General features: G+C 64.1%; 21 protein-coding genes and 1 pseudogene. 15 read left to right on the forward strand and 7 right to left on the reverse strand.

Translation table 11 applies throughout. From position 1 onward, the window contains the following. The first annotated feature begins 99 nt into the window (after positions 1 to 99). A complete protein-coding gene (locus AB4Y81_RS10365; protein ID WP_018777112.1) occupies positions 100 to 285 on the forward strand; it encodes a CsbD family protein in 186 nt (61 codons plus the stop codon). 155 nt (positions 286 to 440) lie between these two features. Here the strand turns inward: AB4Y81_RS10365 and AB4Y81_RS10370 are convergent, their stop codons facing one another. Then, complete coding sequence (locus tag AB4Y81_RS10370) at positions 441 to 2,168, reverse strand: purine-cytosine permease family protein (RefSeq protein ID WP_189076000.1); 1,728 nt, start codon at positions 2,166 to 2,168, stop codon at positions 441 to 443. Between the two features lie 196 nt (positions 2,169 to 2,364). Between AB4Y81_RS10370 and bioB the strand changes: the two genes are divergently transcribed. From bioB to fdxA, 13 genes are all read left to right on the forward strand, one after another. Next, on the forward strand, positions 2,365 to 3,387 hold the full coding sequence (bioB, locus tag AB4Y81_RS10375) for a biotin synthase BioB (protein WP_441995778.1): 1,023 nt from the start codon (positions 2,365 to 2,367) through the stop codon (positions 3,385 to 3,387). A gap of 8 nt (positions 3,388 to 3,395) precedes the next feature. Next, positions 3,396 to 3,614, forward strand: coding sequence for a biotin synthase auxiliary protein BsaP (bsaP, locus tag AB4Y81_RS10380; protein ID WP_082499785.1), 219 nt, complete (start codon positions 3,396 to 3,398; stop codon positions 3,612 to 3,614). A gap of 41 nt (positions 3,615 to 3,655) precedes the next feature. Beyond that, positions 3,656 to 4,135 (forward strand): very short patch repair endonuclease, encoded by a 480-nt coding sequence (locus AB4Y81_RS10385; protein ID WP_079581183.1) that lies wholly within the window; start codon positions 3,656 to 3,658, stop codon positions 4,133 to 4,135. A 334-nt stretch (positions 4,136 to 4,469) separates the two neighbouring features. Then, complete coding sequence (locus AB4Y81_RS10390) at positions 4,470 to 4,850, forward strand: Hpt domain-containing protein (RefSeq protein ID WP_018777108.1); 381 nt, start codon at positions 4,470 to 4,472, stop codon at positions 4,848 to 4,850. 89 nt (positions 4,851 to 4,939) lie between these two features. Then, positions 4,940 to 5,539 carry a helix-turn-helix domain-containing protein gene (locus AB4Y81_RS10395; protein ID WP_018777107.1) on the forward strand — a complete coding sequence of 200 codons (600 nt, stop codon included), beginning with the start codon at positions 4,940 to 4,942 and terminating at the stop codon, positions 5,537 to 5,539. Positions 5,540 to 5,700: 161 nt separating this feature from the next. After that, a complete protein-coding gene (locus AB4Y81_RS10400) occupies positions 5,701 to 7,029 on the forward strand; it encodes an MFS transporter (RefSeq protein WP_441995779.1) in 1,329 nt (442 codons plus the stop codon). Positions 7,030 to 7,039: 10 nt separating this feature from the next. Then, the gene (locus AB4Y81_RS10405; RefSeq protein ID WP_055974408.1) at positions 7,040 to 8,422 is read left to right on the forward strand and encodes an FAD-dependent oxidoreductase; all 1,383 of its coding nucleotides are present in this window, start codon (positions 7,040 to 7,042) and stop codon (positions 8,420 to 8,422) included. Then, positions 8,419 to 9,669 (forward strand): CaiB/BaiF CoA transferase family protein, encoded by a 1,251-nt coding sequence (locus AB4Y81_RS10410; protein ID WP_441995780.1) that lies wholly within the window; start codon positions 8,419 to 8,421, stop codon positions 9,667 to 9,669. Before AB4Y81_RS10405 ends, AB4Y81_RS10410 begins: the two co-directional genes overlap by 4 nt. Then, positions 9,666 to 10,472 (forward strand): enoyl-CoA hydratase-related protein, encoded by an 807-nt coding sequence (locus tag AB4Y81_RS10415; RefSeq protein ID WP_275778394.1) that lies wholly within the window; start codon positions 9,666 to 9,668, stop codon positions 10,470 to 10,472. The genes AB4Y81_RS10410 and AB4Y81_RS10415 overlap by 4 nt, the downstream gene beginning before the upstream one ends. Before the next feature lie 63 nt (positions 10,473 to 10,535). After that, complete coding sequence (locus tag AB4Y81_RS10420; RefSeq protein ID WP_441995781.1) at positions 10,536 to 11,477, forward strand: dihydrodipicolinate synthase family protein; 942 nt, start codon at positions 10,536 to 10,538, stop codon at positions 11,475 to 11,477. Beyond that, positions 11,477 to 12,289 (forward strand): SDR family oxidoreductase, encoded by an 813-nt coding sequence (locus AB4Y81_RS10425; RefSeq protein WP_422758193.1) that lies wholly within the window; start codon positions 11,477 to 11,479, stop codon positions 12,287 to 12,289. The genes AB4Y81_RS10420 and AB4Y81_RS10425 overlap by 1 nt, the downstream gene beginning before the upstream one ends. Positions 12,290 to 12,310: 21 nt before the next feature. After that, a complete protein-coding gene (locus AB4Y81_RS10430; protein WP_441995782.1) occupies positions 12,311 to 13,810 on the forward strand; it encodes an aldehyde dehydrogenase family protein in 1,500 nt (499 codons plus the stop codon). A 6-nt stretch (positions 13,811 to 13,816) separates the two neighbouring features. Beyond that, the gene (gene fdxA / locus AB4Y81_RS10435) at positions 13,817 to 14,101 is read left to right on the forward strand and encodes a ferredoxin (RefSeq protein WP_055974393.1); all 285 of its coding nucleotides are present in this window, start codon (positions 13,817 to 13,819) and stop codon (positions 14,099 to 14,101) included. On the opposite strand, the gene AB4Y81_RS10440 is transcribed toward fdxA, so the two are convergent. Next, positions 14,098 to 14,841, reverse strand: coding sequence for a response regulator transcription factor (locus tag AB4Y81_RS10440; protein WP_064722050.1), 744 nt, complete (start codon positions 14,839 to 14,841; stop codon positions 14,098 to 14,100). The two genes, fdxA and AB4Y81_RS10440, sit on opposite strands and share 4 nt — an antisense overlap. Positions 14,842 to 14,940: 99 nt before the next feature. Between AB4Y81_RS10440 and AB4Y81_RS10445 the strand changes: the two genes are divergently transcribed. Further along, on the forward strand, positions 14,941 to 16,608 hold the full coding sequence (locus AB4Y81_RS10445; RefSeq protein WP_434328139.1) for an ATP-binding protein: 1,668 nt from the start codon (positions 14,941 to 14,943) through the stop codon (positions 16,606 to 16,608). 3 nt (positions 16,609 to 16,611) lie between these two features. On the opposite strand, the gene AB4Y81_RS10450 is transcribed toward AB4Y81_RS10445, so the two are convergent. The 5 genes and pseudogenes from AB4Y81_RS10450 to AB4Y81_RS10470 form a co-directional block, all read right to left on the reverse strand. Continuing rightward, entirely contained in the window at positions 16,612 to 16,866 is a 255-nt protein-coding gene (locus tag AB4Y81_RS10450) for a PLDc N-terminal domain-containing protein (RefSeq protein ID WP_018777096.1), read from the reverse strand. 35 nt (positions 16,867 to 16,901) lie between these two features. Beyond that, complete coding sequence (locus AB4Y81_RS10455; protein ID WP_441995783.1) at positions 16,902 to 18,110, reverse strand: 5-methylcytosine restriction system specificity protein McrC; 1,209 nt, start codon at positions 18,108 to 18,110, stop codon at positions 16,902 to 16,904. Between the two features lie 73 nt (positions 18,111 to 18,183). Continuing rightward, positions 18,184 to 20,415, reverse strand: a complete 2,232-nt coding sequence (locus AB4Y81_RS10460; RefSeq protein ID WP_441995784.1) for an McrB family protein — start codon at positions 20,413 to 20,415, stop codon at positions 18,184 to 18,186. A 78-nt stretch (positions 20,416 to 20,493) separates the two neighbouring features. Continuing rightward, positions 20,494 to 21,096: a DUF1349 domain-containing protein gene (locus AB4Y81_RS10465; RefSeq protein ID WP_079581190.1), complete on the reverse strand. Its 603-nt coding sequence runs from the start codon at positions 21,094 to 21,096 to the stop codon at positions 20,494 to 20,496. Between the two features lie 1,077 nt (positions 21,097 to 22,173). Then, positions 22,174 to 23,073: pseudogene (locus AB4Y81_RS10470) on the reverse strand (DUF5107 domain-containing protein); the annotation flags it as partial. Between the last annotated feature and the right edge of the window lie 3 nt (positions 23,074 to 23,076).

Raw genomic sequence — 23,076 nt, forward strand, 5'->3', positions numbered from 1 at the left:
GTAAGCATCCTGGCCGCTGGCGGAGTACGTTCAGGAAGTACCCAGAATTGCTCGTTAGCCTAGCAATTGTCAGCGTTGGACTACATCGAAGGAGATCCCATGGGACTCGGAGACAAGATCAGCAACAAGGCACAGGAAGTCACCGGCAAGGCCAAGGAAGCCTTGGGTGACGCCACGAACAACGAGAAACTGCAGGCCGAAGGTGTTGCCGACCAGGCAGCAGCCAAGACCAAGCAGGCAGGCGAGAACGTCAAGGACGCCGCGAAGGACGCCTTCGACAAGTAAGCCCCACAGCTCGACCAACAAACGCAGAACACACAGCAGAACGCCCCGGCTCCCCCAAAGGAAGCCGGGGCGTTCTGCGTCGGCCAAGCAGGTAGCAATCAATGCCGTCCGGGTTCTGATAACCGCGTCGGCCGCTCCCCGTGGGGTGGGTCCGGCTACTTTTGAGCGGGAAGGACCAGGCCGCCCGACTTGTCCGTGGACAAGGCGAGGGACGAGATGTACTGCGGTTCGCCGTCGGGACCGTCCTGGCCGGAGCGGAGCATGTCGGGGCGTTCGAACTCCAGGCCTGTGACGTGGCAGAGGAGCTTGGCGTCGCTTGGGTTGCCGTCGGCGTCGAACATCGGCAGCTCGATGCCGTCGTCGGTGCGGCGCAAGTAGTAGCGGCCCTTGGTCGCCAGAGCCAGCACCGGCGGCAGCACCAACGCCAGGCCCACAGCGAAGATCGGCGAGAACGGCTGGACGGCGGAGCCGAAAGCACCGAAGAACACCGCGATGGAAACTCCGGCGGAAACCAGCATGGACACGAAGCCCACCGGGTTCACGGCGTACAGCATGCCGCGCCGGAATTCCGGAACCTTGGGCGAGATCTTCAGCAGGTACTTGTTGATGGCGATGTCCGAGGCTACCGTGACCACCCACGCCATGGCGCAGTTGGCGTAGAAGCCCAGAATGGTGTTGAGGAACTCGAACATGTTCGACTCCATGAGGATCAATGCGATCACCAGATTCACCACCACGAACACCATGCGGCCCGGGTAGGTCTTGGTGATGCGGGTAAAGGAGTTGGTCCAGGCAAGTGATCCGGAGTAGGCGTTGGTCACGTTGATCTTGATCTGCGAAATGACCACCAGCACCACGGCCAGGGTCATGGCGAGCCAGGCCGGCATCATCTCTTCGTAGACGCCCAGGAACTGGTGGACCGGCTCATTGGCGTGGACTGCGGCTGCGGGGTCGAGCTTGGCGATGAGGTAGATGGCGATGAACAGGCCGATGATCTGCTTGATGGCGCCGAAGATCACCCAGCCCGGCCCGGCGAGGATCACTGCACGCCACCAGGCGCCCTTGTTTTCGGCGGTCTTGGGCGGCATGAAGCGCATGTAGTCGATCTGCTCGGCGATCTGGGCCATCAGGGACAGACAGACGCCTGCGGCCAGCATCACCGACGCCAGGTTTGGTCCGCCGTCGCCCGAAGCACCGGTGAACGCGAAGAAGGCGTCGATGCTCTCAGGGTGTGAAAGAAGAAGGTAGCCCACCGGAACCACCATCAGAAGGAGCCATAGGGGCGTGGTCCATACCTGCAGCGTGGCCAGGGTCTTCATCCCGTAGATCACCAGCGGAATGATGATGATGGTGGACACGGCATAGCCGATCCACTGCGGAATGCCCAGGCCCAGCTGGAGGCCCTGGGCCATGATGGAGCCTTCCAGGGCGAAGAAGATGAACGTGAACGTGGCAAAGATGATGTTGGTGACCACCGAGCCGTAGTAGCCAAAACCGGAGCCACGGGTGATGAGGTCAAGATCGATGTTGTACCGGGCCGCGTAGTAGGCAAGCGGAAAACCTGTGGCGAAGATGATCACTGCGGCCACGATGATGCCGAAGATGGCATTCACCGTCCCATAGGCAATCCCGATGTTCGCTCCAATGGAGAAGTCGGCCAGGTACGCAATTCCACCCAGGGCGCTGGTTGCCACCACGCCGGCGCTCCACTTCCGGTAGGAACGCGGTGCGAACCGGAGCGTGTAGTCCTCCAGGCTTTCTTTCGCTGCGCTCATTGCGTCGGCGTTGCCTGACGCTGGAACGGTTGAGGTGCCGTTGACGACGGCGGGGCCTGCCGCCGTCGTCGGCTCCAGCGTTGCGGTACTCGTCGTGTCGTCGCTCATGCGGGCTCGCTTTCTTCGTGGGTCCTGGGCTCGTCCACGACGCTAGTCACGCAGCGCGTCAATTCAGTCACGGGCGTGTTTCGCAGTTGTAACTTCTGCATCAGGGCTACCAAAGCTTCCATCACCAAAATCCCGGATCACCCTTTGTGCGCACCCCACAAAATGTCCTTCCACCTGCACGGATACCGTCGAGGACATGACCCACGCACCCCAGGAAAAGACCGTCCACGCCATTCTTGACACCGCCCGTCGGCAGGTCCTGAAACGCGGCGAGGGCCTGAACGAAGACCAGCTTGTCGAGATTCTGCGGCTGCCTGACGACGCCATCCCGGCGGCCCTGCAACTCGCGCACGAAGTTCGGCTGAAACACTGCGGCGAGGACGTGGAGGTGGAAGGCATCATCTCCATCAAGACCGGCGGCTGCCCTGAAGACTGCCATTTCTGCAGCCAATCCGGGCTGTTCGACTCCCCCGTCCGCGGTGTGTGGCTGGACATCCCGGAACTCGTCAAGGCAGCCAAGGAAACCGCCGCGACAGGTGCCACGGAGTTCTGTATCGTCGCCGCCGTGCGTGGCCCCGACATCAAGCTCATGAACCAGATCAAGTTCGCGATCGACCGCATCAACGAAGAAGTGGACATCAACATCGCGTGCTCCCTGGGCATGCTCACCCAGCGCCAGGTGGACCAGCTGGCCGGGTGGGGCGTGCACCGGTACAACCACAACCTCGAAACGGCCCGCAGCTACTTTCCCGAGGTCGTCACCACGCACAGCTACGAAGAACGCCTCGAAACCTGCGCCATGGTCAAGGCTGCCGGCATGGAACTCTGCTGCGGCGCCCTGATCGGCATGGGCGAATCCGTGGAGCAACGCGCCGAACTGGCCACCCAGCTCGCCGCCCTTGAACCGCACGAAGTCCCCCTGAACTTCCTCAATCCCCGCCCCGGAACGCCTTTGGAGAACCAGGGGATCATGGACGGCAAGGACGCCCTCCGCGCCATCGCCGCCTTCCGCCTCGCCATGCCACGCACCGTGCTCCGCTACGCAGGAGGACGCGAACTGACACTCGGCGACCTCGGCACCCGGGAGGGTCTCCTCGGCGGGATCAACGCCGTCATTGTCGGCAACTACCTCACCACCTTGGGCCGTCCGGCCAACGCCGACCTCAATCTCCTGGTGGAGCTGAACATGCCCATCAAGGAGCTCCAGAAGTCGCTGTGAGGGCCGCGGTGCCGCCCGCCTACTGCGGGCACTGCGGAGGTGAGGGCCCGACGTCGGACGCTCACCAAAGCTGCCGACAGCAGTTGGTGATGGAGCCGCCGCGCTATTGCCCGGCGTGTCGGAGGCGCATGAAGGTCCAGGTCACGCCGTTGGGGTGGACGGCCGAGTGTTCACGCCACCCCCTCACGAGTTTTTGTACAGATAATGCTCCTAAAAGCGCTCCATAAGGCCATTATCTGTACAAAAACTCCCTGGGTAGAGTGGTCTTATGGGCGAAAGCCGGGACCTGTTGACACCGGAGCAGCGCAGCCGCAACATGTCCAAAATCCGGGGAAAGGACACCAAACCGGAGTTGCTGGTCCGCAGGCTCCTGCATGCCAAGGGCTACAGGTATCGCCTGCACGGCCAATCCGGCGGATCAAAGCTCCCCGGCCGGCCCGATCTGGTGTTCGCCGGCCGCCGCAAGGTCATCTTCGTCAACGGCTGCTTCTGGCATTTCCACGACTGCAAGGCCGGCCTGCATGCTCCTGCCGCGAATGCGGACTTCTGGGCGGCCAAGCGTTCCCGGACCCGGGAGCGGGATGCCCGGCAGCGGGAGCAACTCGGTGCGTCCGGCTGGCAGGTGCTGACGGTCTGGGAATGCGAGCTGAAGGATCTTCCGGTTCTCGAAAACCGCTTGACGGATTTCCTGGGCAGGCGCGCCGGCTACGGCCTGGAGGACGTTGAGGGGGCAGACTCGACGGGGTGATCGGAGCCAACACTGTGTGATCCCTGCTCCCAGAGAGCATAGGCCGCGGTCCCGCCGATGCCGAGGAGGATCGCCAGGCAAAAGGCAATAGTGACCATCAGCCCAGGCGATGGGCGAGCACTGCTGTCCACGCTTTTCCCCTCTCCTTGGTAGACGCTGGAAGGTCCCCCGGATCAGGGATTTCTTCTGTTCGACCTACTCTGCGGCCCGGGAATCAAGACTCCCTCTGAGTCCGCTCAAGATTGGATCAAGCTTTGCTTTTATGGCACTTCCGCTGTTCCACGGGTTCTACTGTTGAAGCGTGAATCGATTGTTCGGAGGCGGGAGGGGTTTGGTGTCTGAGTATGACGAGTGCACAGACGCCTTGGTGGATCACACCGTTCTCACTGGACTCCAAGCCGAGCTCGGCGGCGACCCCACCATCATCCACGCGTTCGTTCGCAATTACGTGGCCCTGCTGCCCTGGCGGGTTTCCCGGCTGCATCGCGCCCTGGACAATCTCGACATCGAAGACGCCATGGACGCGGTCTTGAGCTTGAAGACGTCCAGCCATATGGTGGGGGCGATCTGCATGGAGCGCCTGGCGACGGAACTGGAGATGAGCATCCGGCTGCTGCCCACTGCCGATCACCTGCACGAACTGACGGATCAAGTCCGTGCGATCGAGAACTTCGTCTTCGGGACCATCCGGGAGCTGGAAACCCCGATTCCGTAAAATTCTTCACCTTAATGAAGAAAACCATTGACTCGCTAAAAATCTTCACTATAGTTGTGTGAGTTAGCTCACCAACGAAGGATGCGGCAATGACCACCGAGACTCCTGCCCCACCAGCCACCAGCGAACTGCTGGCGACTGTAGGAAACAAGGTGCGCACCATGCGCAAGGCAAAGGGCATGACCCTCGCCCAACTCTCGGACATTACAGGCCTCAGCCAGGCAATCGTCAGCCAGATCGAACGCGGCATGGCCAACCCTTCCTTCACCACGTTGGCCCAGCTGGCCCACGGCCTGGACATCCCCGTAGGGAGATTCTTCATAGGCCAGGACGAATCAAAGTCCCCCGTGGTCCGCAGGTCCGATCGACGCAACCTGAAGAACGTCACGCGCGAATCCGTCGGTGAAGCAGTACATGAACTGCTCACCCCGAACCGCGATGGAAGCATCGAAGCACAGTGGATCAGCACGCCCCCAGGGCACGACACCAGCGACACCCCTTTTACCCACAGCGGTGAAGAGTTCTGCTACATCATCTCCGGCCGTAAAGACGTCTATTTGAACGGCGTCTGCTACAGCCTCGAAGAGGGCGACTCCATCACCTACTCCTCAGAGATCCCCCACTGGTACAAGAACAGCTACGAAGAGGTATGCGTAGCCATCTGGGTCAACGCACCACACGCGTGGTAACCCTGCCGCCGTACAACGGCGCCGGCGTTTTCCCTTAACCGTCCGGGCACGAACACGTGGCCGCTGACACTCCTTGCCACTTTCGCATCAAACGCCTCCAACGGGCGTTCCTGCGTCATACCCTCCCACGCCCTCCCGGGCGTCAGCGTAAGGACACTTCCATGCTCGACATCCAAACGGACAACGTAGTCCCCTCACCCAAAACCCATGAATCCACTGCCGTGAAGAACGCCAGGTTCACCCCGGAAGTCCGTAAGGGCCTCCTCGGACTTGGCCTGGGCAACGCCCTTGAATGGTACGACTGGATGGTCTTCGGCCTCCTGTCAGCCTTCATCGGCCCCAACTTCTTCCCCAATACCGATCCCCTCTCGGCAACGCTGAACGCCTTGGCTGTGTTCGCCGTCGGGTTCGCTTTCCGCCCCTTGGGCGGCATCCTCCTGGGCACGCTGGCGGACCGGATCGGCCGACGACGCGTCATGCTCCTGTCCATCATGCTGATGGCAGGCACCACCCTAATCATCGCTATCACCCCGAGCTACGCAACCATCGGCCCTGCCGCCGGCATCATCCTCCTGGTGTGCCGCGTCCTGCAGGGAATCTCGACCGGCATCGAAGCTCCGCTCTCCACGTCCCACGCCGTGGAACTGGCACCGGAAGGCCGCGAAGGGTACGTCGCAGGCATCATGTCCTTCTATGTGAACATCGGCATCCTCATGGCCTCCCTGGTCAGCTTCCTCTGCAGCCTGGTCATCGGCGGGACCGCCATGGGCGAGTGGGGTTGGCGGGTCCCGTTCATCATCGGCGCCCTCTTCGGCTTCGTGGTCCTCTACCTTCGCCGTTCCCTCCCGGAAACCCTCAAGCAGGAGGAAATGGCAACCAACACCCCCCGCGCAGTCTGGAAGGGCGTCGGCAAGCACTGGTTGTCCGTCCTGGCCATCATCTTCGTGGTGGGCGCGGCACAGGCCTACAACTACGCCTGGAACGTAGGCCTCCCCAGCGCCGCCCGCAGCGGATTCAAGGAAGATCCCACCGCTGTATTCGCCCTGACCACCATCCTGGGCGTCATCCTGGTCATTGGCAGCTGGGTCATCGGAAAACTCGCCGACGGCAAAGCGATGTCCACCTGGTTCCTGGTCACCCGCATCCTTGCCATCCCCGCGGTCTTCCTGATGCTGCTCTACGTACAGCCGGGCATCGGAGGCTTCGCGGCAGTCCTCCTGGGCGGCTCGATCGTTCTGGTGCTCAACATGACCCTCTACAACGTGGTCAGCTCCTCCCTGATGCCCAAGAACATCCGCGGCACCGGCGTAGCCCTCGGCTACGGCATCGGTGTGGCCCTCTTCGGCGGAACCGCCTCCTACCTCCTGGTCTGGTTCCAATCACTGAACCTCAGCTGGATCTTCCCGGTCTACGTGGCCGTCCTGTCCATCCTCAGCATCRTTTTCTACATCGCCGCCCGCCGCAGCAACGGCATCTTCGTCGGCAAGTAAGGACTTCACCATGAACCCGCTCGAACACCACACGTCCCTCGAACTCAGCACTTCGACGGCGGACCTCACCGCCCCGGTCATCTCCCGCTCCGATGTCCTCGTCGTAGGTGGCGGGCCCGCCGGTGTAGCCGCCGCCGTAACCGCAGCGCGCTCCGGCGCGAAGGTCACCCTGCTCGAACGCTACTCATCCCTGGGTGGCCTCGCCTCCGGCGGCATGGTCCTTGTCCTCGACGACATGATCAACGGCCAGGAAATCACCGTCACCGGCATCGTCTCCGAGTACGTCGAACGCCTGCAGAAGCTGGGCCTGGCCATCGTCCCGCCGGCCGATGACCGCAAGACCTCCGAGGAACTCTGGAACAAATGGGGGCGCTTCGGCACCTTCGACTTCCACTCCCACACCAACCCCAAGCCCATTTGCTACGCCGCCGCCTTCGACCCCGACGGCTGGAAGCGGGTATCCAACGACCTCGTCCGCGAAGCCGGAGTGGACCTCCGCCTGCACTCCTGGTTCTCCCGTCCCATCGTGGACAACGGCGTGATCAAGGGCGTCATCTGCGAAACGAAACTTGGCCCGCAGGCCTTCATGGCCGACGTCGTCATTGACACCACCGGTGACATCGACGTCGCATCCCGTGCCGGTGCCAGCTACGCCAAGGACAACTACCTCACCACTTTGGTCTTCCGCCTCGGGAACGTCGACACCAACGCGGCCGAAGCCTTCGAGCAGGCCAATCCGAAGGAAGCCCGCGCCATCAACCGCAAGATCAAGCGCCTCCTCGGCGGCGCCTGGGAACTGTGGTGGCTCAAGACCCCTATCGACGGCGTCGTCTGGTGCAACGCCCCGCACATGACCGGTTTCGACGGTGTCGACCCCGCCGACATGACCGCAGCAGAGTTCGCTGCCCGCGACCGGATCTCCGAGGCCGTGGATTACGTCCGCGCCAACCTCCCGGGCTTCGAAAACTGCTACATGCTGGACGTCGCCTCCCAGATGGGCGTCCGCCAGACCCGGCTCCTGCAAGGCGAATACGTCATGACCAAGGACGACGTCACCCAGCGCCGCCACTTCGCAGACACCGTGGCACGCGGCCGGGACTACTACTACCCCTACCGTTCTTTGCTGCCCAAGGAAGTGGACCAGCTCCTGGTAGCCGGACGGCACTACTCGGCAACGCCCGAGGCCCAGAAGATGTCCCGCGAGATCCCGCCCTGCATGGCCATGGGCCAAGCCGTTGGCGTCGCGGCGGCTCTCGCCGTCGAGAACAACGTCCTGGTCCGCGATGTCGCGGCAGCGGACATCCAGCAGGGCATGCGCCGCCACGGTGCAGACCCGGGCGACGTCCCGTCGTCGAACGCCACCGTCGACTCCGAAGCAGCGGTGCCGGCATGAGCACCGTGACCCTGGAACAAGCAGAACACACGACGGCGGCACACGCCGCAGAGTCCCGGGCACCCATGCGGCTCCCCCTGGACGGCATCAAGATCGTGGACTTCACCCAAGTGTTCATGGGCCCGTCCTGCACCCAGCTGCTGGGCGACTACGGTGCCGACATCATCAAAGTGGAACGGCCCGGCGCCGGCGACATTTCCCGTAACTCCTTCCCGGACCAGGACGGGCAGGACAACCCGATCTTCCTGTCCATCAACCGGAACAAGCGCAGCGTCTCCGTAGACACCCGCACTGATGAGGGACGCGAGGTACTGCACCGGCTCATGGCCGACGCAGACGTCGTGGTCAGCAACTTCCGCTCCGGCGTCATGGAACGCATGGGCTTCGGCTACGAGGACCTGAACGCAAAGAACCCTGGCATCATCTGGGCCTCCGGCACAGGCTTCGGCCCCGTTGGACCCTACTCGCACAAAGGCGGCCAGGATGCGATCGCCCAGGCCTATTCCGGTGTGATGTGGCGCCGCGAGTCCGAGGACGCCAAGCCGGCCATCTACCCCACCACCCTGTGCGACTACATCACCGGCATGCACCTCATGCAGGGCATCCTGCTGGCGCTGCGTACCCGGGAGACCTCGGGCACCGGCCAAAAGGTGGAAGTGACCATGTACGACTCCATGCTGCACCTCCAAATGCAGGAAGCGTGCATGCAGCTCAACCGCGGCTACGAGGTCAACTGGGGAGCCATGCCTTTGAGCGGAGTCTTCGAAACCACCAACGGCGCCGTGTGCATGGTGGGTGGCTTCACCCCGGACCCGTTGGCCCGGATCTCCGATGCGCTGGACCTCGACGAGGACCTCACCGAACGGCCCGGGTTCGCCACCTTGGAACAACAGTTCAAGAACAAACCCGCCCTCCAGGCAATCTTCCGGGAGCACTTCGCCACGAACACCACCGAATACTGGACCGCGAAGCTTGAGGAACAGGGCCTGCTGAACGCCCCCGTGCACACCTTGGAGCAAGCGCTCGCCGACGCACAGACCGAAGCCAACGGGATGATCGTCGAAGCTGAACATCCGACGGTGGGCACCGTGAAAATGCTGAATGCTCCCATCCGGCTCTCCGCAACCCCGCCCACCATCCGCAGGACAGCACCACGGCTGGGTGAGCACAATGTCGAGGTCCTGCTGGAAAACGGCTTCGATGAGGAAACCATCGAACGCCTGCAGCAGTTGGGAGTCCTGCGATGAGCGTCGTGGTGGAAGAAACCGTGGACGAGGTCACGCTGACGATCACCGGTGGAGTCGCCACCGTGGTCATCGACCGGCAGGGCGTGCTCAACGCCGTGGACGGCGCCACGCACGCACGGCTCAACGAAATCTGGGCCCGGCTGGAGGCAGATCCATCCGTGCGGGCCGTGGTGGTCACCGGCGCCGGGCCCCGCGCGTTCTGCGTCGGCGCCGACATGTCGGCAGAGGCGGTGGACAAGACCGGGCTGGAATACTGGGCAGGACTTGACCCCAACGGCTTCGGCGGCCTCAGCCTCCGCACCAGCCTGGATATCCCCGTCATCGCCCGGGTCAACGGGTATGCCTTGGGCGGCGGCATGGAAATCGTGCTCGGCGCAGACATCGTGGTGGCGGCCGATACCGCGAAGTTCGGTTTGACCGAACCACGGGTCGGGCGCTTGGCGCTCGACGGCGGTATCCACCAACTGGTGCGACGCGTCCCCTACACGCAGGCCATGGGAATGCTGCTGACCGGACGCAAGGCCGATGCTGCCGAAATGCGTTCCATGGGGCTCGTCAACGAGGTGGTACCCGCCGAGGAACTCGACGCCGCAGTCCAGCGCTGGGTGGACCAGATCCTTGCCTGCGCGCCCACTTCGGTCAAAGCCGTCAAACAAATGGTCAGCCGGACCGGCCACCTCACGGCCAAGGAAGCCCGGGGCATGCGTCTTCCCGCCCTGATGGCCGCGCTGGACAGCGAGGACTCCGCGGAAGGCGTACGGGCCTTCCAGGAGAAGCGTCCGCCTGTGTGGCCCGGCCGCTGAGTAAGCGCCCACCACCAGCCACTTCCGGCACCACAGCACCGCATTTGCACTGAAAGGAACCACATGCCTCTCTCTTCTGCGCCCAAAAACCGTGAATCCCTCCCGCCCGGCGTATGGGGCGTTGTCGCCACGCCGTTCCAAGGCAGCACCCTGGACGTGGACCTGGACAGCCTCGCCGGACTCGTGGAGCACTACGAGGCCATAGGGACAACCGGCCTCACTGTCCTGGGCGTCTTCGGCGAAGCGGCCTCCCTGACACCGCAGGAACGCCGCGATGTCCTGGAAACGGTTATCGACAGCACCACCCTTCCGCTGGTGGTGGGCATCACCGCTCTGGCCACCCGGCCGGCCATCGAAGAGGTCCTGGCCGCACAGCAGATCGCCGGCCCGCGCCTTGCCGCGGTCATGGTGCAAGCGAACTCGCCCCGCGCCGAAGCAGTCATCGCCCACCTTGATGCCATCCACCGGGCAACAGGGGCGAAGGTTGTCCTGCAGGACTATCCCCTCGCCAGCGGCGTCAGCATCCCAACACCGGCATTGATCACTGCGGTCAACGCCTGCGCCTCGGTCATCGCAGTCAAAGCCGAAGCCCCGCCCACCAGCGTGGCCATCGCGCAGCTGCGGACCGCCGTCGGGGTTTCCATCTTCGGCGGCCTGGGCGGCCAGGGCCTCCTGGATGAACTCCTGGCAGGCGCAGCCGGTGCCATGACCGGTTTCTCCTATCCGGAAGCCCTCATTTCCTGTGTGCGGGCCTGGCAGGACGCCGGATATGCAGCCGCCGAACGCGAACTGCAGCCGTACCTGCCGCTTATCAACTTTGAGCAACAGGCGAAAGTTGCCCTCGCCATCCGCAAGGAATGCCTTCGCGAGCGCGGCCTTATCAATGACTCCGGCGTCCGTGCACCGGCGGCCGGATTCCCGGACGTGCTGCGCGAGGCCATGAACGTGCACCTGGCAGAAGCCGCTGCCGCACTGGCAGCACACACCACAGCAGGGAGCATCTGATGGATCTGGGCATCGCAGGAAAGACAGCGCTCGTAGCGGCCTCGACAGGCGGGCTTGGCTTGGCCGCTGCACGGGCACTGGCCGCCGAAGGCGTCCGGGTGGCAGTGGTGGGCAGACGGCGTGAGCGAGCCAAGGAAATCGTTGCCGAACTGCAGGCCGCCTACGGCACGGGAACTCTTGGCAGCGCCGGCTTCGACGCGGTCGCGATCGAAGCTGACCTGGGCACTGAGGAAGGCATCGAATCCGCCGTGGACCAGACCGTGGCGAACCTCGGCCCGGTCGACATCCTGGTCCTCAACGGTCCCGGGCCCAAGCCAGGCGCCGCCGCGACCCTGAGTTCGGCGGACATGGCAGCGGCTTTCGACCTCCTGGTCAAACCCCATCACGCCCTGGTCTCCAGGGTCTTGCCGGGAATGCGTGAACGCCGCTGGGGACGCATCCTGGCCATCGGTTCCAGCGGGGTCACTGCCCCGCTCCCCAACCTGGCGGTCTCCAACACCGGTCGTGCCGCGCTTGCCGGCTACCTCAAGACCCTCGCGGCCGAAGTCGCCTTGGACGATGTCACGGTGAACCTGCTCCTTCCCGGCAGGATCGCCACGGACCGCGTTGCCCAATTGGACCAGGCCGCCGCCAAACGCCGGGGTACCACGCTGGAGGACATCCAGCTCGAATCCCGCAAGACCATACCCGCCCGACGGTATGGAGAACCTGCCGAGTTCGGTGCCGCCGCAGCCTTCCTGTGCAGCGCGCCGGCGTCGTACATCACCGGAGTCGCGCTCAGGTGCGACGGCGGCCTGATCCGCAGCCTGTAACCCATCTACCAAAGGACCGACATGACCTCCACGACTTTTGATACCAGCCTCACAACCGGCGGCACCCCCGGACCACACCTCACCGCCCAGCACCTCATCAACGGCCAATGGCTCGGCGAGGCCGGAACCAGGCGGATGAACCCGGCCCGTCCGGATGAGCTCGCCGCGCTCTCCCCCAGCGGCTCCGCCCAGGACGTGGACGCCGCCATCACGGCCGCTGCTGCCGCGCAGCCTGCGTGGGCCGCCCTGCCCGCACCGGCTCGCGGTGCCATACTGATCGCAGCCGGAAACCTCCTCCTCGACCGCCAGGCCGCCATTGCCGAGGATCTGGTCCGTGAAGAGGGCAAGACCCTGGCCGAAGCCAAGGGCGAAGTGAAACGGGCTTCCGACGTGCTCCGCTTCTTCGGCTCCCTGGGCTGGGCCGCCACGGGTGAAGTCCTGCCCAGTGGGCTTCCGGACACCACCATTACCACCCGCCGCGAAGCATTGGGCGTTGTCGGGCTCATTACGCCTTGGAACTTCCCTATCGCCATCCCCGCCTGGAAGACCGCGCCGGCCCTCATCAGCGGCAACACCGTGGTGATCAAACCCGCCGAGCTCACTCCCCTCTCGGCCACGCACCTTGCCCGCGCCCTCCAGGATGCGGGACTCCCGGCAGGAGTCTTCAATGTGGTCCACGGCAAGGGCCGCGTCGTGGGCGACGCCCTGGCCCGGGATCCACGGATCGCCGGACTGTCCTTCACCGGCTCAACCAAGGTAGGCCTCGGGCTGCAGGAAATCCTCAACGCACGCCGGGCCCGCGTCCAGTTGGAAATGGGCGGCAAGAACGGGGTGCTGGTCCTGGACGACGCCGATGCCCGCAAAGCCGCGCAGGTGGTGGCCGCCGGGGCATTCGGGCTGACGGGCCAGGCGTGCACGGCCACGTCGCGCGTCTACGTGACACCCGCCATCCGCCCTGCCTTCCTGGAAGCCCTCGTAGCCGAAGCGGCCACCTACAACCCCGGAGACGGCCTTGGCGGTGTTGATTCGGGCGAAGCCCGGATGGGCGCTGTGGTGAGCAGGCAGCAGTTCGAGCAGGACCAGGACGCGGTCCGGACCGCCGTCGAACGCGGTGCGACGCTCCTGCACGGACAGTACGACGGCGACCCCACCGGTCCGCTGTTCCTCGCACCGGCCGTCCTCACGGACCTGCCGTTCGACGACGCCGCAGTCACGGAGGAGATTTTCGGTCCGGTAGTGGCCGTGCTCGAGGTTGCCGACTACGAAGCGGGACTGGCCGCCATCAACGATTCCCGGTACGGCCTCACGGCAGGAATCTGCACGGACTCGCTGGCGTTGGCCACCGACTTTGCTGCACGGGCACAGGCCGGAGTGGTGAAAGTGAACCGTCCAACAGCGGGTCTGGACCTGAACGTTCCCTTCGGCGGAGTCAAAGATTCCTCCACCAACACGTTCCGCGAACAAGGCCGCTCCGCGCTGGACTTCTTCACTTGGGGCAAGACCGTTTACACAGGGGTGTAGCCCGCCATGAGCTACGTGATCGCCCAGCCGTGCGTGGATGTGAAGGACAAAGCCTGCATCGACGAGTGTCCGGTCGACTGCATCTACGAAGGCGACCGTTCACTGTATATCCACCCCTCGGAGTGCGTGGACTGCGGGGCCTGTGATCCGGTGTGCCCGGTGGAAGCGATCTACTACGCGGACGACGTCCCGGACGAGTGGGCAGACTATGTCCGGGCGAACGCCGAGTTCTTCGAGGATCCGGCCCGCGACCATCCTGTGGTCGCGGCCGAGCCCTTGCGGATTGCCTAGTTGTTGTTGACGGCCGGGGCGAGCCGGTACCCGACGCCGCGGACCGTCTCGAGCCACCGCGGGCCCTGGATGCTGTCGCCCAGCTTCTTGCGCAGGTTGCCCATGTGCACCTCAACGGCACGTTCGTCCGCGTCGCTGACGTAACTGCCGACGTCGTAGGGTTCGTTGCGAAGGCGACGGGCGAGATCGGCCTTGGTCCGCACGATCCGGCCGGTTTCCAGGAGCGCCAGCAACAGATCGAACTCCGTGCGGGTGAGCTTCAACTCGGTGCCGTTCAGGATTGCCGTGCGGGAACCGGCCGAAACGGCCAGTCCATTGTGGATCATCTCCGGATCCGCTTCTTCCGGCGCGCTCTTGATGTCCGACGACGCACGCGGCCTGCGCATCATGGCCTCCACCCGGGCACGCAATTCGCGCGGCCGGAAAGGCTTGGTGAGGTAGTCGTCGCCACCGGCCTCCAGGCCCATGAGAGTATCGAGTTCCTCGGCGCGGGCCGTGAGCATGATGATGTAGGCGTCGGAGGACTTACGGATCTGCCGTGCGACCTCGAAGCCGTCGATGTCAGGAAGGCCGAGATCCAGGGTGATGACGTCCGGGTTGAGTTCGCGTGCCGACGTCACACCGGCAGAACCCGTCGACGCCGTGTGAACATCAAATCCTGCTTGGGAAAGAACTACCCGCACCAACTCGCGAATATCCTGGTCGTCTTCAATGACCAGCCCCACACGTACTTCACTCATCGCTGCCCCTCAGCCCCTTCGATAACCTCAGAAGTATATCCGTTATGGTTAGGCTGATCTCATGAACCGAATTTCTTCCGCACCCGTGGTGGTTGTGCCATGACCCAACCCTCAGCTTGGGATATTGGTGAAAAGAAGAAATTGTTGATTTTTCAGCGCTCGTTCCACGAACATACCCTGCGGATGCGGGTTGTCCTCAGTCAATTGCCGTTATCGGTGTGTGTCTGTCTTTCGGCAATTCTGGTGTGGCTGTTTTTCCCCGCCACACTCGAAAACCCGTTGTTCCTCATCTTCCTGCTGAGCCAGGCATTCCTGTTGGCACTGTGCATTGTGGTTCCTTGGCACCGCCTGCCATTCGCCAGTTTCCTCATCATCCCCATCCTGGACATGGTTTCCATAGCCTTCGGCAGGGAAGGCGGACAGGAGGCGCTCACCGGCCTCAGTGTCCTGGTGGTGTTGCCTGTCATCTGGTTGTGCGCTTCCGGCCTCTACCCGCGGCTGGCCATCGTCATGTCCTTCCTGGGCCCGCTCGGAATTGTCTGGGTACCGGTCTTCCTTCATAACCAGGTCAGCGAACAGGCCCTCACCAAACCCCTCCTGTTCCCCATCCTTATCCTCGGCATCGGCGTCTCGGTAAGTGTGCTCACCCTGAGCATGGTGCGCCAGCAGCGCGTCCTGGAGCAAAAGGACGAGGCCCTGAAAGAAGCGCTGGGTATCAGCACCAAACAGGAACGGCTGCTGAACACCGTCATGGAAGCCCTGCCGCTGGGCGTGGTGGCTGTTGACGGCGACGGGCACGACATCCTCATGAACAGGCGCCAGCGCCAGACCCACGCATTGGCCACACCGCCGGACAACGACGATCCCAACGAATCCCAGCTGCTGGTGTTCGACATTGACAGGAGCACTCCCCTGCCGCCCGACCGCCGGCCGGTGCGGCGCGCCGTCCTGGGCGAACGCTTCACAGACCAGCTGGTCTGGCTGGGTACAGGAGAGGAACAGCGGGCCTTCACCACCAGCGCCCGTCCCATGCTGGACGACGCCGGGAAGTTCGCGGGCTCTGTGGTGGTCTTCAGCGACGTCACGGATCTGGTGAATGCGCTGGCAGCCAGGGATGACTTCGTGGCCAACGTCTCCCACGAGTTCCGCACCCCGTTGACGTCCATCCTGGGTTACGTCGAGCTGATCCTCGACGACGCCTCCCTCGATGCCCATTCCCGCAAACAACTCGACGTCGTCAGACGGAACGCGGAGCGGCTGCTGACCTTGGTTTCGGACCTGTTGGCGGTGCGATCCGGACAGATCGTCATTCAACGACACACGGCAGACGTTGCGGAATTGGTGCGGGGAAGCGTCACCTCCGCCGAGCCCCGCGCAGCCAAGGCCGGCATCCGGCTCTCGATGGACCTGCCCGATGCCCTGGAAGCACGCGTGGACTCGTCACGCCTGGCCCAGGTCCTGGACAACCTGGTGTCGAATGCCATCAAGTACTCCCCCGACGGCGGCGATGTGGAAGTTGCGGCCTGGGAAGATGAGGACTTTGTCTTCTGCCGTGTCACCGATACGGGCATGGGCATGAACGAGGAAGAACAGGCCGAGGCCTTCACCAAATTCTTCCGCGCCGGCGGGGTCCGCAAGAGCGCCATCCCCGGGGTTGGGCTGGGATTGCCCATCAGCAAGGCCATTGTTGAAGCGCATGGCGGAACCATCACCTTGGAGAGCGAGCCCGGGCGCGGAACCACCTTCACAGTGAAGATGCCCGCCTAGCTCTCAGCGCTTTGCCGGGGTGCCGCCCACCAAGCCGGATTCGCGTCGCCTGCCGAACAGGAAATAACTGACCGGCCCGAAGAAATTGATGAACGAAAGCGCACGCCACATCACTTTCTTCCCCCTGATGTTCGAGTCCGGGGTTTTGGCGATGCTTCGCTGCGCTGCCACCAGCAACGCCAGGTTCACAGCACCACTGACCAGCACAGAGATGCGCTGCCCTTTGCTCATATCACGCCACGTTTTCTTGCCGGCCATGGTGCCTCCTCAGGGCGAAAGGTCTACTTCACAGGCTAGTCCGACGCCGATCGTCCCGCCACAGCCTGGCGTACTACTTCGCCCCACGACTGTTCAGCGAGGTCTGCCACTGCAGCAAGGATTTCCGACGGCGGCCGGGACAGGTCCAGCGGGTACTCCACGATATCGATGTCCGTGTTCAGGATGCGCCGCAGCTTCACTTCCCCCGCCCCGGCATAAACCAGCCAGGCCGTGGGGACCCGCAGGGCGGTGCAGTAGGCCAGCAACTGGTAGTGGTCAGCGCTGAGGGAAGCCCCGGCGTCGGAAGCTGCCTTGTATTTGGAGTCGTACACCACCACCGGGCGGCCGCCCAGGAAGTGCACGGCATCCGGACGGACGGTCAGACGGTCTGAATCCCGGACGGCCTCGTTCAGGAGCGCGCCGTATTGCAGGCGCATCTCACCCGGGTGTGCGGCCATGGCGCTTCGCAGGGCCGTCCCCACGAATTCCTCGAACACCTGCCCCATGTCCACCACGAAGGACGCCGTCCGCTGTTTACCGTGGCCTGCCTCCGCTGAGGCATTGCGCAGGATGACTTCAGCCAGGCGCAGCACCGCGTGGAATCTCAGGTTCATCCGGCTGGCCCGCCACGGCGGCAGCGGCGCGCCGGGCTGAAGGCGGGTCACGGCGTCGAGCTTTCCCTTGAGCTGCCGCAAGCGGCTCAGGACGTCGGGACGGACCCCGGGAACCTGGCCCATGCGTTCCAGTGCGGCCCGGAGGATCCTGTTCTCGGCGATGTCCTCGGTGAACTCGTCATAGGAGACCTCCAGCGGCACCATCATTCCGGGACGCCGTGAGATCTGGTCCGAGATCCGGATACGGCCCTTGACGGTGCGCAACGACTCTTCGACGGTGAAGTAGCCCTGCAGAACCCCACGGCTGAGCGCTTTATCGGCCAGCTGCGCCAGGGACTCCGCCAGCGCACTCCACAGGTCCGGGTGCTCCACGGCTTCCACGGAATGGTCGCGAAAACCTTGGTCCCCGGCGTAGCTGAGCAGGAACAGCAAGCGGCTAAGGCCCAAACGGTCCTTGGGCCGGACTTCCAGTTGCACTGTGGCCGTCCGAACGGAGCCCACCTTGCCCGCGGGCTCAATACGGTAAAGGCCCATGCCCATGGGGGATGCCTTGGCCAGCCCGCTGGTGTTGATGAAAGCCGCGGATTCGGGATCGAGTTTTTCCACCACCCCGCCCGAGAGCTCGTCCATGACGATGTGCCGGGGCCCCTTGTTGGCGCCCCGGGCACTGGATGGTGCCCTCGCCGGCCTTGGGGGGATGGCGTTAGCGGTCCCCAAGACGTCCCAGCAACTGGTCCAGGCCGAAGCGCTCTTCCAACTGGGCCCGGTTCAGCTGCCCGTGGTAGTGCTCCTCCAGCAACGGCATGAGCTCGTACTTCCAGATCCGGCGCAACCCAGTGGGGTTCTGGGCGGCGTTCTTCATGAAATACGAGGGTCCGATCATGAGGTCCCGGTCCCAATCGTCGATCGAATCATTAAGGGCATCCAGCAGGTCCGCGTTGAGGGTGTCCAGCCCGCGGGCCTCCAGGAAGCGGCGCAGCGAACCACGGACCGGTTCCACCTTGGGGTGCAGTTCGATGAACGCGAAGCGGCGGCGGATGGCCGCATCCATCATGGCGATGGAGCGGTCCGCGGTGTTCATGGTGCCAATGATGTAGAGGTTGTCCGGCAGGCTGAAGGGCTCGTTGGGGCTGTACTGCAAGTAGATGCGGTCGTCCCGGTACTCCAGCAGGAAGTACAGCTCACCGAAGACCTTGGCCAGGTTGGCGCGGTTCATCTCGTCGATGATCAGGAAGTACGGCTTGTGGGCGTTTTCCGGCTTTGCCGCTTCCTCGGCGAGTCGCCGCAACGGTCCGGCGACCAGCTTGAAGGACACCTGCCCGTCGTCGGTCTTGTCCGGCCGGTACCCCTCAAAAAAGTCTTCGTAGGCGTACGACGGGTGGAACTGGACCAGTTTCACCCGTTCATCGGTGTGGTCACCGGCGAGCTCAGCGGCCAGGTGCTTGGCGAGGTAGGTCTTGCCGGTCCCCGGAGGGCCGTAGAGGACCAGCTGGCGGTTCTCTTCGAGCAGTTCCGCGATCTCCTGCAGCGGCTCAAGGTCCATGTGCAGGGACGCTGCGAACTGTTCGGTCAAAGGCCGGAAGCCCTGCTGCACAACCTCGACGGCGACAGTGGGCGGCGCTTCGTCCTCGCCGTCGGTTTCGGCTTCCACGGGGAGCAGTTCCTGCAGCGCCTGGATGACCCTGGTGACATCGACGAGGATGCCGGGGGTGGACAGCTGCCGCTGGGCGTGGCGGGGAAGTTCGGGGATGGCATAGCTGTCGTCGAACCACCGGACTTTGCGGCGGATGCGGCGGTTGTCCTCGTCGTGCTCCGGCTCGCCAAGGACCACGCCGACGCGCACACGGCCGGCATGCTGGTACAGCGTAAGATCGCCGGGCTTCATGACGGTGAGGAAAGCGAAAACAGCCGTCTTGGTGTCTTCGCGTTCCACGTAGCCCAAGTGTTTGTAATCCTCGTCCACGGCGTGCTGGACGACACCGGCCGTGACGCCCGCGGTCAGGGTGCGGAGGTGCTGCACGTCCAGGGTTGCCTTCTCTTCGGCGACCCAGGAAGCGAGCAAATCCGCGTTGTCATGGTGGGTCCGCAGGAGCCAGGACCGGCGTCCCGGGTCTCCCACTTTGCGCCATTGGCTCACCAGTTGCCGGGCGTACCAATCGATGCGCTGCCCGGCTTGCTCGTCCAGGTGCAGCCGGATGCGGTGGATGTCCGCTGTGATGTCCTCATCCGTGTCACCCTTGGCACCGCCCACCAGCGAGGCGAAGGCGTCCCGGATTTCCTGGCGTTCTACGTCAGCCACGACGGGCTCGAAATAACTTGGCCACACCAAGTACTCGATGCTCCGGCGCAGGGCAGGCTGGTCATCGGGCGTTGCTGCTGCCAGTTCGTGGAACATCAAAGGGTCCGCGAGGGCCCTGTTAATGGTTGCCGTGCTTTGGCTGTCCACGTGGGCAACGAAACGGCACAGCCACTTCAGGTGGTCCCAGATGGTCCAGTTGAATTCGGCGGTACGGTCGCGGATCACCCCGTGGTCCGTCATGCCCTCGTACAGTTCTTCCGGAAGTTCGATGGGCGGCTCAACCCACGACGCAGCCTCGGCTACCCGGGCGCGCTTGACCCTCAGGGACTTGACTTCGTGCGCCAGCGGCAACGACTGCAGGAAGAGCAATTCGACGGCCAGCAGCTTGGCTTCCCGGGAAGCGCCCTCCAGATTGTTCCGAAGGTTGGTCATCATGGGCGCCTTGGAGTCTTCCACCCCGCGCTCGAGCCTCTCGAGGAGCTCGGCGGCAGCATCCGCAGTCCAGGTGAGCGTCCGGCCATCCAGCGCCGAGGGTTTCCCGTGAAGCGCCGGACCGAGCACATACCAGGCTGCGTCCTCGATCTCCTTGGAGACTCCGGGGGCGCGGTCAATGGCAGGTTTCAGGGAGGGAATCACCCTGCCAACTTACCTTGTTTGGTTTAACCAAGCATCTGGATATCCACAAGCTTCACGTGCTATTGGCCCCGCCCGCTGCTAGCTGCCGTCCCGGAGGTCGGCGGGTGGTTCCTCCGTCAACTCAATGGCGTCAAAGCGCGCCTCGCAGCTGGGTCCGAGTGGCGCCTGGGACATGAAACCCACGTGGACCGGTTTTTCCGTGTCCAACCGGAAAAGCCTGACGAATGACCATTCCCGCCCGTCCGCAGAGGAGTGGAACGCCCACGCCGGCCCTACCCGGCTGACCCGCAAATATACCCAGGGCGCAGTGACCACAGGCCCGTTGGAGTCGTCCGAATAGCTGTTGGTCACCACGCTGACCACCATGGCCTCGCCTTGCGGAGAGAACTCGAAGCAGAGCTTGGCCCAGTGTTCGCTGTCCGCCCACAGACTCAGCACCCCGGCGTCGAACGTTGTCCTGGGCGACGCGACCAAAACCCTGGCGGAGAGCGAGAAAGCCGCTGGGGCCCTGAAGCCCAGCGCTGTGGCTCCGTGTTGCGGCTCTCCGCCAAGGGAGTCGTTGGTCCAGTCGACGCCGGGTGCGGCGGTGAGCACCAGCGCTCCCTCTGCGTCGTCGTAGCTGGCTTGGCCAACCGTCGAGGTCCACTCCAAGGGCGGGAGTCCTGCAATTTCGGGTATCACGTCCGTGCTCCGTTCATCGTCGCTTTAGTCGTCCAGAACACGCTTTCAGAGCTTGCCCCGGATGTGCGGGAGGCCACACCGGGGCACCCCTCAATGCATGCCGAACTGGTACGCCGCCGGCACCGGTTCGTCAGGACACACCTCTTGCCACAGCGCGGCAATCGCGTCCTCGCCCTCGCGGAGGTCCGGAACCTCCACGCCTTCGCGCAGAATCGAGGCCGCTTCATTGGCGTTTCCCGTTCGTGTCAGCGCCAGCGCCTTCAGGAAACGCAAACGCCCGACGGCGGCACCATCGTGGGGTACCGACTCCACCAGTTCCAGGGCCATAGCGGGGTCCCCGTGGCGGATGCTAAGCGTCACGGCCTCCGTGAGCAGGGCTCTGTTGGAAGAGTCTGCCCCGACGCCCTTGCGGAGTTCAGCCAGCCCTTCGGCGTCCTGGCCGTTTGCGAGCAAGGCCAGCCCCAGTCCACGGTGCGCGAGCGCCTTGATACCCGGTGCTACCCCGTCGTCGGAGATTACCTCGCGGTAAAGATCCTTGGCGCCGTCAAGGTCCTGCCGGGCATGGCGCATGGTGGCCAGGTGGAACGTTGCCGCAGGACTGTCCTGCCCGGCCAGCAGCTGTTCCCAGTCCACCCCCGCGACGAAACTGGTCGCGCCGTCGAACGCCTTTCCCTTGAGCAGCCCAAGCCATGGCTCCTGTTCCGCGGAAACGCTCTCGTCCACGAACGGCGTACCGCTTTCGTCAATCCACGACAGACCGGCCTTCAGCCGCCGGGCCCTCTCCACCACGCCCCAGCCGCTGCCGTGCAGCAGCATTTTCGACGGCGGGACGTCGGCATTGGTGATGGCCTCGGGCAGCATGGCTTCAAGGGATTCGTGTGGCAGGAGCTCTTCCAAACGCTCACCGGCGTGGGCTACCGCGGCATCCCAGTCAGTGCTGTGGGCCGTATCCGTATTCAGGTGTCCGTTGCCGTATGCCTCCACCCACGCCCACTCTGCACCGGCGGGCATGACCAGGTGTTCGAACTGCGTCTGTGCCAGGCCGGCCTGGATCTCCGCGTACGGGCCGGCTCCCGGGCTCAGCCATTCCTGCCAGCGTTTGCCGCCCTGTCCCTGGCCCCATACGAAGAGCTTCTTTCCCCGCAGGAGCCCCGTTGACAGCATCGCCAGCCCGTCGCCGTCGTCGTCCGCTGCCACAACCCAGCGCCGCTCGGAAGGGTCGATGTCGAAGAAGAAGTCCGCCGCGTGCGGGCTGTTGACCGGCCACGTGCCGTCATAGCCTTCGTGGGTGGTGGGCCTGACGCGGGTGATGTCCGTGGTGTAGTCGCTGCCGTAGGCCTCGTGGGCGGGCGCGATCACACGGGTGCGGTCAGTCTCCGGGATCGCGGCATTGCTCCACCAGTACATGGGGACGTCGTGGTCGTTCGGGTTCCGGATCCGAACCGCTGCCAGCACCACGGGCGATTCTGCGGGCAACCAGATGTCTACCTGGAACACCACTTCCCGGAGCCGTTCGTACTCCCACATCCGCAGGATGTGTTTGCCGTCCGGGGTGTGGACGATCGCCGTGTGCAACGGATCGCAGCTGGTGGGCGAATGACCGCGGGTCCCGATGTTCCACTCAAGCCCGCCCGCGAACCAGGCCTTGCGCAACGCGATGTTGGCCAGCTGCGGGGCGTCATGGGTGTGGAGGAGCTGCTTGCCTGTTGCTTTGTCGAACAGTTCCCAGATGCGGCCGCCCAGGGACGGGAGGACTGTCACCTTGAGCTTGCTGTTTTCAAGCACGACGGCGGGAAACTCCCTGGGTGCCGCCTCCCGGCTGTAGCCGTCCTGCATGAGATACGGGTAGATGTTGGGCACCACGCCGTAGCGGGCCGATGCCTGCAGTTCCTCCGGCACGCCTTCGCCTACCGTGTAAGGCTGGTCCAGTTCGGCGGCAACCACCGGTAGCGGGTTGAGCGGGCCGAGCTCAGCCATGGT

The sequence above is a fragment of the Paenarthrobacter sp. TAF1 genome (assembly GCF_052113825.1).
GTDB classification, from domain to species: Bacteria; Actinomycetota; Actinomycetes; order Actinomycetales; family Micrococcaceae; genus Arthrobacter; species Arthrobacter nicotinovorans.

What these genes read in the sequence shown, in the direction of transcription:
- AB4Y81_RS10455 (WP_441995783.1), bottom strand. Translation starts at nt 18,110, where the DNA reads ATGGACGAGCTCTCGGGCGGGGTGGTGGAAAAACTCGATCCCGAATCC.
- AB4Y81_RS10370 (WP_189076000.1), bottom strand. Translation starts at nt 2,168, where the DNA reads ATGAGCGACGACACGACGAGTACCGCAACGCTGGAGCCGACGACGGCG.
- AB4Y81_RS10430 (WP_441995782.1), top strand. Translation starts at nt 12,311, where the DNA reads ATGACCTCCACGACTTTTGATACCAGCCTCACAACCGGCGGCACCCCC.
- AB4Y81_RS10450 (WP_018777096.1), bottom strand. Translation starts at nt 16,866, where the DNA reads ATGGCCGGCAAGAAAACGTGGCGTGATATGAGCAAAGGGCAGCGCATC.
- AB4Y81_RS10415 (WP_275778394.1), top strand. Translation starts at nt 9,666, where the DNA reads ATGAGCGTCGTGGTGGAAGAAACCGTGGACGAGGTCACGCTGACGATC.
- AB4Y81_RS10410 (WP_441995780.1), top strand. Translation starts at nt 8,419, where the DNA reads ATGAGCACCGTGACCCTGGAACAAGCAGAACACACGACGGCGGCACAC.
- fdxA (WP_055974393.1), top strand. Translation starts at nt 13,817, where the DNA reads ATGAGCTACGTGATCGCCCAGCCGTGCGTGGATGTGAAGGACAAAGCC.
- AB4Y81_RS10440 (WP_064722050.1), bottom strand. Translation starts at nt 14,841, where the DNA reads ATGAGTGAAGTACGTGTGGGGCTGGTCATTGAAGACGACCAGGATATT.
- AB4Y81_RS10445 (WP_434328139.1), top strand. Translation starts at nt 14,941, where the DNA reads ATGACCCAACCCTCAGCTTGGGATATTGGTGAAAAGAAGAAATTGTTG.
- AB4Y81_RS10420 (WP_441995781.1), top strand. Translation starts at nt 10,536, where the DNA reads ATGCCTCTCTCTTCTGCGCCCAAAAACCGTGAATCCCTCCCGCCCGGC.
- AB4Y81_RS10385 (WP_079581183.1), top strand. Translation starts at nt 3,656, where the DNA reads ATGGGCGAAAGCCGGGACCTGTTGACACCGGAGCAGCGCAGCCGCAAC.
- AB4Y81_RS10365 (WP_018777112.1), top strand. Translation starts at nt 100, where the DNA reads ATGGGACTCGGAGACAAGATCAGCAACAAGGCACAGGAAGTCACCGGC.
- AB4Y81_RS10405 (WP_055974408.1), top strand. Translation starts at nt 7,040, where the DNA reads ATGAACCCGCTCGAACACCACACGTCCCTCGAACTCAGCACTTCGACG.
- bioB (WP_441995778.1), top strand. Translation starts at nt 2,365, where the DNA reads ATGACCCACGCACCCCAGGAAAAGACCGTCCACGCCATTCTTGACACC.
- AB4Y81_RS10425 (WP_422758193.1), top strand. Translation starts at nt 11,477, where the DNA reads ATGGATCTGGGCATCGCAGGAAAGACAGCGCTCGTAGCGGCCTCGACA.
- AB4Y81_RS10395 (WP_018777107.1), top strand. Translation starts at nt 4,940, where the DNA reads ATGACCACCGAGACTCCTGCCCCACCAGCCACCAGCGAACTGCTGGCG.